Annotated in this window: 17 protein-coding genes; 5 read left to right on the plus strand and 12 right to left on the minus strand. The window is 41.7% G+C overall.

What is annotated here, in order from left to right; genetic code table 11:
- Positions 1 to 38: 38 nt before the first annotated feature.
- A complete protein-coding gene (gene purL / locus Xvie_RS18195) occupies positions 39 to 3,926 on the minus strand; it encodes a phosphoribosylformylglycinamidine synthase (RefSeq protein WP_086110594.1) in 3,888 nt (1,295 codons plus the stop codon).
- A gap of 266 nt (positions 3,927 to 4,192) precedes the next feature.
- On the opposite strand from purL, the gene mltF reads away from it, so the two are divergent.
- On the plus strand, positions 4,193 to 5,629 hold the full coding sequence (gene mltF, locus Xvie_RS18200) for a membrane-bound lytic murein transglycosylase MltF (protein WP_086110595.1): 1,437 nt from the start codon (positions 4,193 to 4,195) through the stop codon (positions 5,627 to 5,629).
- 21 nt (positions 5,630 to 5,650) lie between these two features.
- A complete protein-coding gene (locus Xvie_RS24235; RefSeq protein WP_279625687.1) occupies positions 5,651 to 5,779 on the plus strand; it encodes a hypothetical protein in 129 nt (42 codons plus the stop codon).
- A gap of 53 nt (positions 5,780 to 5,832) precedes the next feature.
- On the opposite strand, the gene tadA is transcribed toward Xvie_RS24235, so the two are convergent.
- On the minus strand, positions 5,833 to 6,342 hold the full coding sequence (gene tadA, locus Xvie_RS18205) for a tRNA adenosine(34) deaminase TadA (protein WP_208612619.1): 510 nt from the start codon (positions 6,340 to 6,342) through the stop codon (positions 5,833 to 5,835).
- A 147-nt stretch (positions 6,343 to 6,489) separates the two neighbouring features.
- Positions 6,490 to 7,143, minus strand: a complete 654-nt coding sequence (locus Xvie_RS18210; RefSeq protein ID WP_086110583.1) for an HD domain-containing protein — start codon at positions 7,141 to 7,143, stop codon at positions 6,490 to 6,492.
- A gap of 279 nt (positions 7,144 to 7,422) precedes the next feature.
- Between Xvie_RS18210 and fos the strand changes: the two genes are divergently transcribed.
- Positions 7,423 to 7,821 carry a fosfomycin resistance glutathione transferase gene (gene fos, locus Xvie_RS18215; protein WP_086110584.1) on the plus strand — a complete coding sequence of 133 codons (399 nt, stop codon included), beginning with the start codon at positions 7,423 to 7,425 and terminating at the stop codon, positions 7,819 to 7,821.
- A gap of 12 nt (positions 7,822 to 7,833) precedes the next feature.
- Here fos and Xvie_RS18220 read toward each other — a convergent pair whose 3' ends face one another.
- The 3 genes from Xvie_RS18220 to Xvie_RS18230 all read right to left on the minus strand — a co-directional run bounded on the left by Xvie_RS18220 (position 7,834) and on the right by Xvie_RS18230 (position 11,684).
- The gene (locus Xvie_RS18220; RefSeq protein WP_086110585.1) at positions 7,834 to 8,739 is read right to left on the minus strand and encodes a DNA-3-methyladenine glycosylase family protein; all 906 of its coding nucleotides are present in this window, start codon (positions 8,737 to 8,739) and stop codon (positions 7,834 to 7,836) included.
- Between the two features lie 213 nt (positions 8,740 to 8,952).
- Positions 8,953 to 9,597 carry a hypothetical protein gene (locus tag Xvie_RS18225; RefSeq protein WP_086110586.1) on the minus strand — a complete coding sequence of 215 codons (645 nt, stop codon included), beginning with the start codon at positions 9,595 to 9,597 and terminating at the stop codon, positions 8,953 to 8,955.
- Between the two features lie 1,223 nt (positions 9,598 to 10,820).
- The gene (locus Xvie_RS18230) at positions 10,821 to 11,684 is read right to left on the minus strand and encodes a DUF2829 domain-containing protein (RefSeq protein WP_086110587.1); all 864 of its coding nucleotides are present in this window, start codon (positions 11,682 to 11,684) and stop codon (positions 10,821 to 10,823) included.
- A 260-nt stretch (positions 11,685 to 11,944) separates the two neighbouring features.
- Here Xvie_RS18230 and Xvie_RS18235 point away from each other — a divergent pair, with 260 nt between their 5' ends.
- Together Xvie_RS18235 and Xvie_RS24240 are read left to right on the plus strand one after the other, a co-directional pair.
- Positions 11,945 to 12,667, plus strand: coding sequence for a Thoeris anti-defense Tad2 family protein (locus Xvie_RS18235; protein WP_086110588.1), 723 nt, complete (start codon positions 11,945 to 11,947; stop codon positions 12,665 to 12,667).
- Position 12,668: 1 nt separating this feature from the next.
- The gene (locus Xvie_RS24240) at positions 12,669 to 12,794 is read left to right on the plus strand and encodes a hypothetical protein (RefSeq protein WP_279625688.1); all 126 of its coding nucleotides are present in this window, start codon (positions 12,669 to 12,671) and stop codon (positions 12,792 to 12,794) included.
- 19 nt (positions 12,795 to 12,813) lie between these two features.
- Here Xvie_RS24240 and Xvie_RS18240 read toward each other — a convergent pair whose 3' ends face one another.
- The 6 genes from Xvie_RS18240 to Xvie_RS21735 are packed head-to-tail and all read right to left on the minus strand — an operon-like array spanning position 12,814 to position 14,345.
- Positions 12,814 to 12,954 carry a tail fiber assembly protein gene (locus Xvie_RS18240; RefSeq protein ID WP_086110589.1) on the minus strand — a complete coding sequence of 47 codons (141 nt, stop codon included), beginning with the start codon at positions 12,952 to 12,954 and terminating at the stop codon, positions 12,814 to 12,816.
- Positions 12,933 to 13,073, minus strand: a complete 141-nt coding sequence (locus Xvie_RS21725) for a hypothetical protein (RefSeq protein ID WP_167376312.1) — start codon at positions 13,071 to 13,073, stop codon at positions 12,933 to 12,935. The genes Xvie_RS18240 and Xvie_RS21725 overlap by 22 nt, the downstream gene beginning before the upstream one ends.
- Positions 13,054 to 13,374 carry a hypothetical protein gene (locus Xvie_RS25910; RefSeq protein WP_139838882.1) on the minus strand — a complete coding sequence of 107 codons (321 nt, stop codon included), beginning with the start codon at positions 13,372 to 13,374 and terminating at the stop codon, positions 13,054 to 13,056. Before Xvie_RS25910 ends, Xvie_RS21725 begins: the two co-directional genes overlap by 20 nt.
- Positions 13,308 to 13,934 (minus strand): hypothetical protein, encoded by a 627-nt coding sequence (locus Xvie_RS18250; protein ID WP_139838883.1) that lies wholly within the window; start codon positions 13,932 to 13,934, stop codon positions 13,308 to 13,310. Before Xvie_RS18250 ends, Xvie_RS25910 begins: the two co-directional genes overlap by 67 nt.
- On the minus strand, positions 13,921 to 14,214 hold the full coding sequence (locus tag Xvie_RS26715) for a phage baseplate plug family protein (protein ID WP_479688390.1): 294 nt from the start codon (positions 14,212 to 14,214) through the stop codon (positions 13,921 to 13,923). The genes Xvie_RS18250 and Xvie_RS26715 overlap by 14 nt, the downstream gene beginning before the upstream one ends.
- Positions 14,190 to 14,345 (minus strand): hypothetical protein, encoded by a 156-nt coding sequence (locus Xvie_RS21735; RefSeq protein ID WP_167376313.1) that lies wholly within the window; start codon positions 14,343 to 14,345, stop codon positions 14,190 to 14,192. The genes Xvie_RS26715 and Xvie_RS21735 overlap by 25 nt, the downstream gene beginning before the upstream one ends.
- Between the last annotated feature and the right edge of the window lie 152 nt (positions 14,346 to 14,497).

Below are 14,497 nucleotides of genomic sequence, written 5' to 3' on the forward strand. Positions count from 1 at the left end.
TCAGAGCCTTTCCATTAAAAATTAAATGGTTATATAAATTAGCCTAACTGTTTACGTGCATTACGGAAAATACGCATCCACGGGCTATCTTCCCCCCATTCTTTAGGATGCCAAGAATGGCTGATAGTGCGGAATACCCTTTCAGGATGAGGCATCATCACCGTGACTCTCCCGTCAAGGCTGGTCACAGAGGTAATTCCGTTCACGGAACCATTTGGGTTTGCTGGATAGTTTTCAGTCACTGAGCCGTAATTATCCACAAACCGCAATGCGACTTGCTGATATCTTTCAAGTTCCATCAGACTCTGGCTATTTCTGAACTCCACCTGCCCTTCACCATGAGCCACGGCTATCGGCAAGCGAGAACCCGCCATATCTTTCAAGAACAGTGACGGACTGTCAGTCACTTCAACCAAGCTAAAACGGGCTTCATAACGCTCTGAACGATTACGGACAAAACGCGGCCAATGTTCTGTACCCGGAATCAACCCATGCAAATTAGATATCATCTGGCAACCGTTACACACGCCAAGGGTCAAAGTATCCGGCCTCGCGAAGAAATTCTCAAAATCATCACGTACCCGTGAATTAAACAGAATGGATTTCGCCCAACCTTCACCCGCACCAAGTACATCTCCATATGAGAAGCCACCACAAGCAACCAATGTCTGGAATTGCTCTAATGTGATACGCCCATCCAATAAATCGCTCATGTGGACGTCCACAGCCTCAAATCCAGCTCGATGGAATGCAGCCGCCATCTCAACATGCGAGTTAACGCCCTGTTCACGCAGAACAGCAACACGCGGGCGCGCCTGTTTCGAAATATAATAAGCAGCAATATCTTCTGCTGGATCAAAAGATAACTTCACATTCAGGCCAGGATCATTCACATCCTGCTTTGCCTGATGTTCTTGATCTGCACACTCTGGGTTATCACGCAAACGCTGCATTTGCCACGTTGTTTCTGCCCACCATAAGCGCAATACGCTGCGGTTCTGACGATAAACTTCCATATTGCCGCTGGATATAACAAAATCATCACCTGCCTGAGCTTTCCCCAGATAGTGTACACATCCACTCAAACCATAATCTGCCAACAGATTTTCAACTATCTCTCTGTCAGTCTCACGAATTTGAATGACTGCACCTAATTCTTCATTAAACAAAGCAGCCAAAATATCTTCATCAAATACACTGATATCGACATGCAACCCGCAATGACCTGCAAAAGCCATTTCAGCTAATGTCACCAGCAGTCCACCGTCCGAACGATCATGGTAAGCCAGCAATTTTTGTTCCGAAATCAAGTGCTGGATCGCATTAAAGAAACCCGCCAGCTGCTCGGCACTGCGAACATCGGCAGTTTTATCCCCTAGTTGACGATAAACTTGCGCCAGTACAGTCCCACCCAGAGCATTTTGTCCTTTCCCCAGATCGATCAGCAGCAACGTATTATCGTCTTCAATAGACAATTCCGGTGTCACTGTACAACGCACATCTTCTACCCGGGCAAACGCACTGATCACCAATGAAAGTGGTGACGTCATCTCACGCACTTCCCCGTTTTGGTTCCAGCGTGTTTTCATTGACATCGAATCCTTGCCAACCGGAATGGTCAATCCCAATGCCGGACACAACTCTTCACCCACTGCCTTTACTGCGGCATATAAGCCCGCATCTTCACCAGCATGGCCTGATGCCGACATCCAGTTCGCTGACAATTTCACTCGTTTCAGATCCTGAACATAAGCAGATGCGATGTTGGTCAGTGCTTCACCCACTGCCATACGTGCCGATGCTGCAAAATCCAGCAATGCAATTGGTGCACGCTCACCTATTGACATGGCTTCGCCATAATAACTGTCTAAACTGGCGGTAGTAACAGCACAATCCGCTACTGGAATTTGCCAAGGGCCAACCATTTGATCGCGGGCAACCATACCTGTAATGGAACGATCTCCAATCGTGATCAGGAATGTTTTTTCAGCGACAGTGGGTAAATGCAAGACGCGTTTTACCGCTTCAGCGAGATTAATGCCCTTGCGATCCAAGTTTTGCCCCTGTGCCTGCAAAACCTGCACATTTTTCAGCGTTTTTGGTGTCTTACCCAGCAATACATCCAGTGGCATATCAATTGGCTGATTATCAAAATGGTTATCATTCAACAGTAAGTGCCGTTCTTCCGTTGCTTCCCCAACAACAGCATAAGGAGCACGTTCACGACGGCATATTTCTTCAAATAGAGCCAACTGTTCTGGTGCCACGGCCAAAACATAACGTTCCTGGGATTCATTGCACCATAATTGCAATGGACTCATTCCCGGTTCATCATTAAGAATATTACGTAACTCAAAACGCCCACCCCGACCGCCATCACTGACTAACTCAGGCATGGCATTTGATAAGCCACCAGCCCCTACATCATGGATAAATAAAATTGGATTTTTATCACCCAATTGCCAGCAACTATCAATAACTTCCTGACAACGACGTTCCATCTCCGCATTGTCACGCTGCACAGAGGCAAAATCCAAATCAGCATCAGATTGACCGGATGTCATTGAAGATGCCGCACCGCCACCCAAACCGATATTCATGCTTGGCCCGCCCAATACAATTAATTGTGCGCCGACCGGAATATCACCTTTCTGGACATGCTCTTCGCAGATGTTACCGATTCCCCCAGCCAGCATGATGGGCTTATGATAACCACGCAATTCTGTACCGTTATGGGAATTGACTTTTTCTTCATAAGTTCTGAAATATCCGAGCAATGCCGGACGCCCAAATTCATTATTGAACGCAGCACCTCCCAGTGGGCCTTCCAGCATGATATCCAGAGCGCTGACAATCCGATCAGGTTTACCAAAATCTTCTTCCCACGGTTGTTCAAACCCAGGAATTCTTAAGTTTGATACCGAAAAGCCAACCAAACCCGCTTTGGGTTTGGCCCCTCGCCCAGTTGCGCCTTCATCACGAATTTCACCACCTGAACCCGTCGCTGCTCCGGGCCAAGGCGAGATCGCTGTTGGATGGTTGTGGGTTTCCACTTTCATTAAGATATGAGCTGGTTCTTGGTGGTAGTCATAAATTCCAGTTGCGGAATCAGGAAAAAAGCGACCAACATGAGAGCCTTCCATAACAGCCGCGTTATCTTTATAAGCAGAAAGTACATAATCCGGCGTCTGTTCAAATGTATTTTTGATCATTTTGAACAAAGACTTGGGCTGAGCCTGACCATCAATAACCCAATCCGCATTGAAAATTTTGTGACGGCAATGCTCAGAATTTGCCTGAGCAAACATGTAGAGTTCAACATCCGTTGGGTTACGTCCCAGCGACTGAAAAGCCCTCATCAGATAATCAATTTCATCCGCGGCCAGAGCCAATCCCAGTTCAATATTTGCCGCTTCCAGTGCTGCCCGCCCTGATTGCAGGATATCAACCTGTTTCAACGGTGCAGGTTGCTGGTGAGAAAATAAAGCTTCAGCCTGTTCAAACTGAGTGAACACACTTTCCATCATGCGGTCATGCAATAATGCCGACAACATTTGCCATTGCTTATCGTCCATTCCAGTATTCTGAATATAGTAAGCAATCCCCCGCTCTAAACGGACAATCTGATTCAGGCCACAATTGTGAACTATTTCCGTCGCTTTCGATGACCAAGGAGATATCGTGCCCGGACGGGGTGTAACTAATATTAGTTGTCCTTTAGGCTTAATTTCGGCCAGAGAGGGACCATATTTTAATAGGTTATTTAATTTCTCTTGTTCATCTTCCCTTATTGGGGCACTAACTTCTGCAAAATGTACATATTCTGCATAAATTTCGGTAACAGGAAGATGGTGATCTTGACACTGGGAAAGGAGCTTAGTGATACGAAATGCTGATAAAGCGGGTGAGCCACGCAGAATTTCCATAATAATAGGTTCTCTCATCTTAGAAGCAAAGCCTGACTGATGCCTCAGGGGAAACTGCCGGCATTATAGAGTAATGTTCTTTCTGACGAAACCGTTTGCGTGGTTATTTCTCAACCCTACAATGCACTTTTTAAAATTCCAAAATTGATTTAATAAGGTTGCACATCCATGTTTTGTTGCGCAAAATTCCCGATTACTGGAAATTTAACCATGCTATCATTTTGCATCTCATGCGGTTTCCAATCGTTCTGGAAAGAGATAACTATTTGAATAAATTAAAAATAAATTATTTTGTTATCGTCATCATTGCGCTCCTCTCAGCTGCTATTATTGGCCTAAATATCAATTGGTCCAATAAACAGCAGGGGCTGATAAACAAAATTCAGGCACGAGGAGAGTTAAGAATCAGTACTATCAGCTCTCCTCTAATCTATCTTAATAGTAAAAATGAATTAACGGGATTCGACTATGAGCTAGCCAAACAGTTTGCTGATTATCTGGGTGTTAAACTTGTCGTCAAGTTTCGTTCCAGCATTAACCAGCTTTTTGACGATTTGGAAAATGATAAAGCCGATTTCTTGGCTGCCGGACTTATCTACAATAAAGATAGACTGGAGCAAACACGAACTGGCCCTGCATATATTTTGGTCGAACAACAACTGGTTTATCGCAAGGGGACTACACGCCCACGTTCATTTAGCGATTTAAAAGGTAAATTTATCGTCACGGCAGGTTCTGCCCACGTAAGCGAGCTGAAAAAGTGGAAGGAGAAGTCTTATCCTGAGTTAACCTGGGAAGAAACGTCACATGAAAATACGCAACAATTGCTTGAACAACTCTCCGAGGGAAAAATTGATTATACCATTAGCGATTCCATCATTTTAGCCTTGCAACAGCGTATTTACCCCAATCTGGCAATTGCTTTTGATGTCAATGAAGAGCGCCCTCTGACTTGGTATTTAAAACGCAATGGCGATTATAGTCTCCACTCCGCTATGCTCGATTTTTTCAATGACTTGGCTAAAAAAAATACCATAGCTCAGCTACAAGAAAAGTATTTCAACCATGTCGGTTCATTCAATTATTTAGATACCATTTCATTGATTCGCGCCATTAAGCAACGCTTGCCAACATATCAGACAATTTTTCAAAAATATGCTGGCGCACTTGATTGGCATTTAGTGGCCGCCATTGCGTGGCAAGAATCGCATTGGGATCCATTGGCTATTTCACCCACCGGCGTTCGTGGTCTGATGATGCTCACTCGCCCGACAGCAAAATGGGCAGGGGTTACCGATAGGCTAGATCCAGAAGAGAGTGTAAGAGGCGGAGTTGCTTATCTGAACCATCTGATAGAACGTATGCCAAAATCCATTCCTGAAGGTGAGCGTATCTGGTTTGCCCTCGCAGCTTACAACATAGGATATGGGCACGTTCTTGATGCTCGTAAATTAACTATTGAACAAAAAGGTAACCCAAATAGCTGGGTCGATGTTAAAACCCGTCTTTTGCTGCTCAGCAATAAAAAATACTACCCGAATACAGCAAATGGCTATGCTCGTGGTCATGAAGCTTATTTATATGTTGAAAACATTAAACGTCATTACGCAAGTCTGGAAGGATACCTCAGTGCAAAAGCCAGACGCGAAAAAGCAGAGAAAAATGAAGCACCAAAGGATGCATCTATAACCAGCTATCCCTAAACCGAAAACGCTAAAACCGACATGGATAAAACTGAAAGTAATAATATAGAAGACAATAACAAGGACAGTAATAAAGCAAAAAACACTAATGTTGAATCTCACGAAAAAGCGCCGGAAAATAGAACTCCGGCACAACCTGAAAAAAACTAAATTATAGCTAATCTTATAAACAAGACTGATATAAAACGGTAGCTGTCAATTAATTACGGCATTTCCTGCTTTTGGGATTTCAACTTTTTCAATGCCTTATGCTGCTCCCTACGTTGCTTAAAAAAAGAACTCAACATAGCGGAGCACTCTTCCGCCAGAATACCAGCGGTAATTTCAATTTGATGATTCATGCCCGGGTGACGCAATATATCAACCAATGATCCCGCAGCTCCCGTTTTCATATCGCTGGCACCATAAACCAACCGCTGTATCCGACTGTGTATCATCGCTCCTGCACACATGACACAAGGTTCCAAAGTGACATATAGTGTCGTATTCAGCAGACGATAATTCTGCAATTGAATTCCCCCCCGCCGTAACGCAATGATTTCTGCATGAGCAGTAGGATCATGATCTGTGATTGGATGGTTAAAACCTTCAGCAATAACCTTATTATCTGCTACTAATACAGAACCTACAGGGATCTCACCTTTTGCTTGTGCTTGCATTGCCAAATCCATTGCCCGACGCATCCAATATTCATCACTATAATTTTCAGTCACTGTATATATTTCTGTCACTGCACATTCTCTTACTTATGAAAATTCCACTTATTATACTCAATGGATTTCGAGTTGTAGCGCTGCCAACAAAGCTGCGACTTGAAAAACAAAAGATAGAACGGGTCATACTCATATTGTTCGGTTATTTCAATTTGCTGGTTCAGCCTGAATCTCATCAAGAAAAGCATCAAGGAACAATTTCATTCGCTCTGTCCTTTCACTCGCCATTTTTCTACCTGATGCAGTTTGAAATCCGGATTCAATTTTAAATAGTTTGGTATAGAAATGATCAATAGTGTAAATTTTATCATTGTATTCGCGCTGTTTTGCCAGAGGATCGTGAAAATCATACAATAAAGAACCCATACGCCCAGCAGTGTAAAAACAACGCCCAACACCCACCATGCCAATGGAATCCAATCGATCCGCATCTTGCACGATTTTCGCTTCCAATGTTTTGGGGATTAATCCTGCTGAAAAACTATGTGCTTCAATGGCATGGCAGACGGCGCTAATATCCACCTCACACCATTTTAGATCTTTCAGTATTAATGCTGCTTTTTCTGCTGCCATACGCGAAGCAAGATGTTGGTTTGGGGAATTTTTTTCAACATTTACGCAATCGTGCAACAGTACAGCGGTGAATACTAATCGCAAGTTGCCAGATTCCACTTCACAAATTTGTTTGGCATTTCTCCATACTCGATAAAGGTGAGCAATATCATGAGCACCATCATCATTTTCTATTGCCATCGGTAAAAGTTGTTGAGCTAAATTTTCAAAAGGTGAAAAAGATAACATAACCAAAACCTCTCAATAAATGGAAATATTATCTTAGCAAAAAGAGGAAAAAAGGTTTCACTTATTATGTAAATCCGCAATGACAATTTATTTTTTAAATTCATCCTTGCTACTTATTTAAAAATAATATTATCATTCAAAAATAGAGATATTTATAGTGACTATTACAGAAACAAACATTGCTTATTGAATAATGTTTTTTAACTCCTCAATATCTAATATTCAGCGCGAATATTTAGTTTTTAATAATCATTCAGTTCTCCAAGAGGATAATTTCCTATGCTGACAGGACTTAACCATCTGACATTGACAACATCAAACCTCGAACACAGTCTGGACTTCTACATTAATCAGCTTGGATTTATACCACATGTACGCTGGCAAGATGGTGCTTATCTAAGCCTTGGCGACTTATGGCTTTGCCTTTCTTGCGGTGAATCCAAACCTGCAAGAGATTATACCCACATCGCTTTTAGCATTTCAGCGAACAATTTTCCTGCTTTCAAGGAAAAACTGCTATCTGCGGGTATACAACAATGGAAAGAAAATCGCAGCGAAGGAGAATCCATATATCTGCTTGATCCTGATGGACATCAACTTGAAATCCATGCAGGCTCGCTTGCCAGCCGTCTTGAGGCTTTAGAAAAAACACCTTATAAAGGGTTGAAGTGGTATTAAATCCTTTGATTATCAATATCCACTACTGGATTGTTGCCGCCATAAGTGAGCCCCGACCAACGCCTTCCAAGGGGAGAAATCTGCCAGCCATTTTTCTGCTTGTTCAGTGCTAACTTTGTCCTCCTGACTGAGCAGATACTGAAGGTTACGCCTTACGGCAACATCGCCATGCAGTGAACCATCCAAATAATTTAACCCCCTTAGCAGAGCATAATTAATTGTCCACATGCCAATGCCTTTAATAGCAAGCAAGCTATCCGTCAATATCTTCACTTCCCCTTCTCCCTCTGGCATATTTAGCTCCAATTCGCCAGACTCAATGAGTCGACAAACATTCAGTAATGCATTGGCCTTACCCACAGAAAAACCGCACTGACGTAGATCATGCTCTGAACATTGCATCACCTGCTTATGGTTTGGGTGACACAGTAATCCTGAAGAATGCGGGATGCCCACTGCCTGAATAAAGCGCCGTCTAATGGAAATTGCTGCACTTAAACTAATTTGTTGCCCAATGATCGCCCAACTAAGAGCTTCAAATGGTGTTGCAGACTGGTAAATTCGTAGACCCGCCTGTCTGGTAACTAACTTTCCAATAACGGAATGTTCTTGATATATTGATTCGAACAATTCTACTGGTTGCTTCAAACCAAGCATATGTGAAGCTAAAGTCGATAACACTTCATGTTGTGAAGAACACACTTTATCATCATCAATATCAAGCTGTATTTTTGCTCTGTTTCTTTCAATTGAGATTGTTAAAAGAGCCGGCTTTTCGAGCCAAATAATCCCTTTTTTTATTTGATTCTTTTGTACTATTTCAGAAATGCCCATTTCATCCCTTTGATGAAAGGCTAAAAAATCTTTCGTGTGATAATTGTTGGGTAATATAATTTCCGTTAAATAGCTTGCTTTCATTAGAGCAACTCCAGAGACACAGTATTAAGATAACTATCTAACAGACTTTAAGTCTATATCCTTCGTCTTTCAAGTTGCCTCTTTGTTGGCTGTGCTCACTCACTCCGGCCACATAGTTATCTATGCTCCTGGGGGATTCACTCCCTTGCCGCCGCGACGCACTTTAAAATCTATTGGGTATAGATACAATAGCAAATCAACAAATCCAATCTATCAAGCAATATCATCAATTTTACATTTAAATAATTCTTCATTTAAACATTTTATTTGATATTTTGACGGACTCAATACTAATAAATAGATACCTATTCCCATGAATAAAATCATACTAGAAATAACAAAAAATAAATCAAAAACACTCCCTAACCTATTATTTACCACATCTAAATTTAATAAAAACACAACCAACACAGTAAATGCCAATATGAAGAAATACATTGAAAACACCTTCTCAAACCAATAAGTAACATAATAAAAATAACCAATATTGACCTGAACTACACCAGAATTTAAAACAGTAAATGATCTTAGTTTCTTGAGGCTACCTATACACTCTGAACTCAATCCATCTTGTTTTAACTTGATAAATATATTCCTAAATTTATCAGATTTTATCTTCGTGACATCAAACATTATTTCAGATGCAATTTCGTATTTAATATATTTTTTACTTGGTTCATCCAAATAAGCATTATACTCGTTTAGATACTTAATGTACTTTATTGCCCTTCTCTCTCTAAAAATACTGACATCTGCATAGAGTTTCTTTAATACAGACAGGATAATACTAATAAAAGTCCCAATAGATCCCAAGACTTTCACGATATCATTACCATGTTTTACGATGTATTCAATCATGTTTTTACTCTAAAGAACATAAAATATAATTAAGTATATATCATGACCAATGAACTGGATCGTTTTCTAAACTATGAGTGAAAATCCCATATGTGCTAACATATGTTCCAGATAATTTTCTTTGTAAAATACTTTTTTTTTTGCAAGAAGCTCTTCTTTGCAAATACATTGTATGAAATAACAAGGAATGATTTAGAACAATAAATCAGAGCGAAAATTAAGTCTTTTTATTGAAGATTTAATTTATGTAAGAGGTTGAAATGGCATTACTAATTACCAAACGCTGTATCAATTGTGATATGTGTGAACAAGGCGAATAAAACCATACAAATCAATGTATTAATTTCGCGTGTTACTTTTGGGGTTATTAATTTTTAGCCTATTAAATCACCATCCCCTTAACAGCGCAACACAAAATAGCCACTATCTCTATAGGGCAGAAATTGCCCTTTAACCTATGGGATACCTGCACAAATAAAAGGTATGGTGGAAATTACCATACCCAAGATGGGATACCACACCTTGCGGCAACTATAGGGATTTCCTCTATAGTTGATTAACTCATTGATTCTTTTGAGGTCCTCACTTTGGAGGAAGCCAGATAGCCCATTACCGACGAAATTCGTCGTCAGCTATTCAGTTACATACGGGAAAATCCCGCATGTACAAAAGCATCAACTGCAAAAAATTTTTCAGTTGTGAAAATCCCACATGAGCAAAAGTTATGCGAAAAATTTCTCACACCCTCACCTATACGTATAAAAACCAAAGTGGAAATTCTCACTTAGATGGACTTTTAAATCCCAATTGGCGCGATTAGCCAAAAATTTGTCCGATTGGAACTGAGCCAAAGTGAGGACCTCGACTACAAGTTGGTATATTAAACGTACAGGGCTGTTTTAACCTACCGACAAGGAGGAGCCTCTGAAATCGGAGACTCCTTAAACTCAAGGAATCCCTATAGTTAATTTTCACTGCCTCCGTTTGAAACGGAGGGATTAAATATTGAGCAGAAGTTAAAGGTGAGAAATCCCATCTTTTTCTAACCTGTTGATTTTGCCTAATTCCCGCTCAGGAAGGTAATATAATTAAATCAATGAGTTAAAAGAGGATAATTATCCTATTTACGTAATTTGCTGATTTTGCTTATTTCCGGCACAGAACCAGATATTAGAGAAATCAAGGGGTTGGAGGAAGGCCACGCGGTGCGTAGCCTTAAGAAGTTAATCATACCATTCGCAATGGAAGCGATATGTTTTTCCTTCCTGTTCTAACAGCTTACCAATTTCTTTCGTGTCACCATCTCGATAGTGAATATGCACCTCATGGCCTCTTGAATCAGTCCCTACTTCTGTTAGAGTTCCAAGATTATACTTTTTATCATCTACTGTAATTATCAGAGTCTTATTTCTCAAATCTGGAACATAAGCTTGTAAACCAATTACAGCCTCAAACTGTAATTCGAGTTGATTGGCGGCCGAAGTACCATATTGAGAAGTGAACCAATAAACACAGTAGAGACTACCATTTGTTGTTAGATTATTTTCAATAATAATTGGTTTATCTACCCTTCGAAGATTGCCATTTATTCCCGCCTCCTTGCTTGTTGCATCAAAGACTAAATTATACTTCGGAGTCTCTGGTTTAAGTTCAGGCGTTGGCTCTAGAGTAGGTTCGGGTTTAGACTCAGTCTCAGGCTTCACTGACTCTTCTTTCTTTTCTTCCTCCACAAACCCCCAATCACACGCCATCATATCTTCCTGCGTCGGTTGCCACGGCACAAAGTTACCATGCTCATTGCGCAGATCGATATGCGTCAAATAGTCGTACTGAGTGCCAACCGCCACACCATCAACCGCGTAAGCGCTGCCTTCTTCTACGGCTAAATTATTGACACGTGGAGTGATAGCCAAATACATTTCATTATTTCCTTGGCAATTCACCCAAACGGAACGGGTAACGCGCTTGCGGAGTTTTAATTGAATCAACGCCCAGGAGAAGGAACCCACCGGAGCAATAAAGCAATCACATTGATAGTGTTTTGGGTCAAATGGGCATTCGTGTTCTGGATTAATAACGTCAGACATACTATTTCCTTGTATTTATAGATAATTAGTTATTAGACAGCCCCAATATAGTAACGAATGCTTATGGTTGGGTGAATTGATGGGGGTTGTGTGGGAGGGGATACAAGTGGGGAAGCAGGCAGGAAACAAGCTTTACCGGCAATGATTTTATTCCTGGGTGTCTCCTTGCTCCTACAATCCGGATCGATTTTCATCAGAAAGTCCGGGCGTTATTCTGTTGCTGTCTTTTCAATATACAACAAAACATATAAAGGTAAAAAATGAGTGAATTAGCAGCCAAAGAGGGATCTTACGCATGGGCATTATTGCAACTACAAGCCGGCAAACGCGTCAGTAGAAAGGAATGGGCCAATCAGGATGTGTACTTACTGCGCAATCCCGGATTTGTGGGTCACATTGTTAACGAGGGCGATTACCATGCGCTGGCTGGCGTTGAAATTGGCACCCGTTTTAATTATTTGGCCTATACAGAACTTCATACGGCATCAGGTAACTTTGTTCCCTGGAGCGCTTCCTTCATGGATATTGAAGCCCATGACTGGGCGATGGTGACTCAGTTCCCTGTGACTTCAGAGGATACTGAGTATACACTGGTTTTAGATGTAACTCCCTATATCTGGAACAGAATCGATGGATATGAACAATGGAGTATGCGTGCTGACAAATTAGTCATGATTGAAAATAGTTTGGGAGATTACCCGGTTTCAAATCTGACTTGGGTGGACTATTTCTCTGAGTTTAAGCCAAATCATGTCAATATTGATTTTGGCCCTGCATCACTTGATCACCAAGAATCTTTGAAAGCAGTGACAAACAAAAAACTGACGGTCACAGTGAATGATGTGGAATACCCTCTGGGCTATCGCACAAAAGACTCTGAATATAATAGCCCCCAGTATATTGGCGAAAATGCCGGCAAGATCGGCAAAATACTGAAAACTCGTGGTCAAACCTTCCGCTTCCACTTCAAATGGCATGATTAATATGCACGAAAATAACTTTCAGGGGCTCAATGCCCCTTTTATTATTTCAGTTGTTCTGTTGGTTTTCGTTGTTGCTGATTCCACACCGACTCTGCCGGCATCTGGACACGGACGTCTAGGCGGGTAAGGGGCACGCGGCCCTATAATTACTTCGGCTGTGCCGGCCATGCGATATCCGGTGCGGTAGAGCAATCCACCCGACTGAGCAGCACCCGGTATTTACGCCAGACGGTTAATGCGGATTTTTCGGCATCGGTCGCGATATTCAGATTAACTGCATCCTGCATATCGTCACCGTACCTATTTTACCGATGAGCGACCAGATGATGGCCTCTTGGGTCATCGCTCCACCAATAGTTACCTGTGGATCATATAATGATACCCGTTCACTTTTTGATGGCGGCATAGTTATCCCCTCTCCGGCTGGCTGAAACTTCCATAAACCATTGCGCGGAATCCTGTTCGGTTTCTAATATTGTCCTGATACCGTAGATCAGCCAGTCACCGTTACATATTCGTATCTGACTGTCGGCACCACCAAATCTCACCAGCGGGTCATAGAAACATTTGAATTGGGCACCAATCATCGTCGGAACCGGATAGCCAATTAATCCAGTCTCAGGTGAGATAACTGGTATTTTTAATGTTCGTCTTGGATGGTCTTTGTGAGCGATAGCAACGTTTTTATCCTCAATATACAAATCCAAATTGGCGGAATGAGCCAGTTGATAGATTTTGTCGATTTCAGTACCGTGCAGATACGGGTCCGATATTGTGACGCTAACGCCATTAGATTCAAATGAATATCCATGCGTTTACAGATGTTACCCATGATATTTACAACATCTTGCTCGCCTTCGTAGCTCTCTGCATCAACACCCAGCATTTTATCCAGTACGGCAGTTTGAGATTCAATCACCAGTGCAACATTAGGTACATCGCCAAAGTCGGGATAAGCAAAGGTGATGCCACCCCGAAAAACTTGTGATAACTCTTCGCCTTCCTCACCTGCCTCTATTGTCACGTTATTGCGCAGTGCCTCGATATCGTTCCACTTAATACGCAATAGTTTCTCCATTGTCTCCATTGGTAACCCATAAGCCTTAATGCGAGCATGAGGCGTAATGGCACCATTGCCATAGTTAATTTCAGCGCTGATCCTAAGTCCGGTTGCAGAAAGTTTATTTTGATTGCTGGAGGTGAATGATTCGTCTTTGCCTGAGAGAGTGAGGGTGATTCTGATTGCTTTTCTGTTAAATTCCATCATTCCATACCAATTTATAATGGGAACCGAGGCCGGAATATTGAGGGTCAGAGTTACCCTCAATATCCAAAAATACCAGCCATCTACATATGTATGTCAAATTTCGACAAATGCGGTTACACACCAGATATTCACTATTCTGTTTTACCGTGGCGAATATATTTCCTAACCGGGTTTCCAGTGTTAATTCAATTAAATCTGTGCCAATAGAAAATGAGGTCGTCTGGTTGGGGATAGGGGATATTGTTATTTCGGCAATCATTGGAAGCCTCCAGATAGCCATTTATTAAGTTCTTTTAGTTTCCCACCAGTTAATTTATCGGCTAATTCATAACCTTCCTCCATCGCAGCATTGAATGCTGACTCCGATTCGGTTATGCCATACTTCCACCATGATTTATCGCCTTTTTCCACTCGCTGTTTCTGTGATTCTACTTTCTGCGTCTGGTCGCCTGTGTCCTTTTTCTTAACCTGAACTTCGTTTAAGAAAGGAAGAAAAGAAGGGAACTAAGAGCCTGAGGCACGATCAAAGTTTTTGCTTAGAAAACAAAATCGTGGAGATCCTC

It is taken from the genome of Xenorhabdus vietnamensis (assembly GCF_002127535.1).
Lineage (GTDB): Bacteria > Pseudomonadota > Gammaproteobacteria > Enterobacterales > Enterobacteriaceae > Xenorhabdus > Xenorhabdus vietnamensis.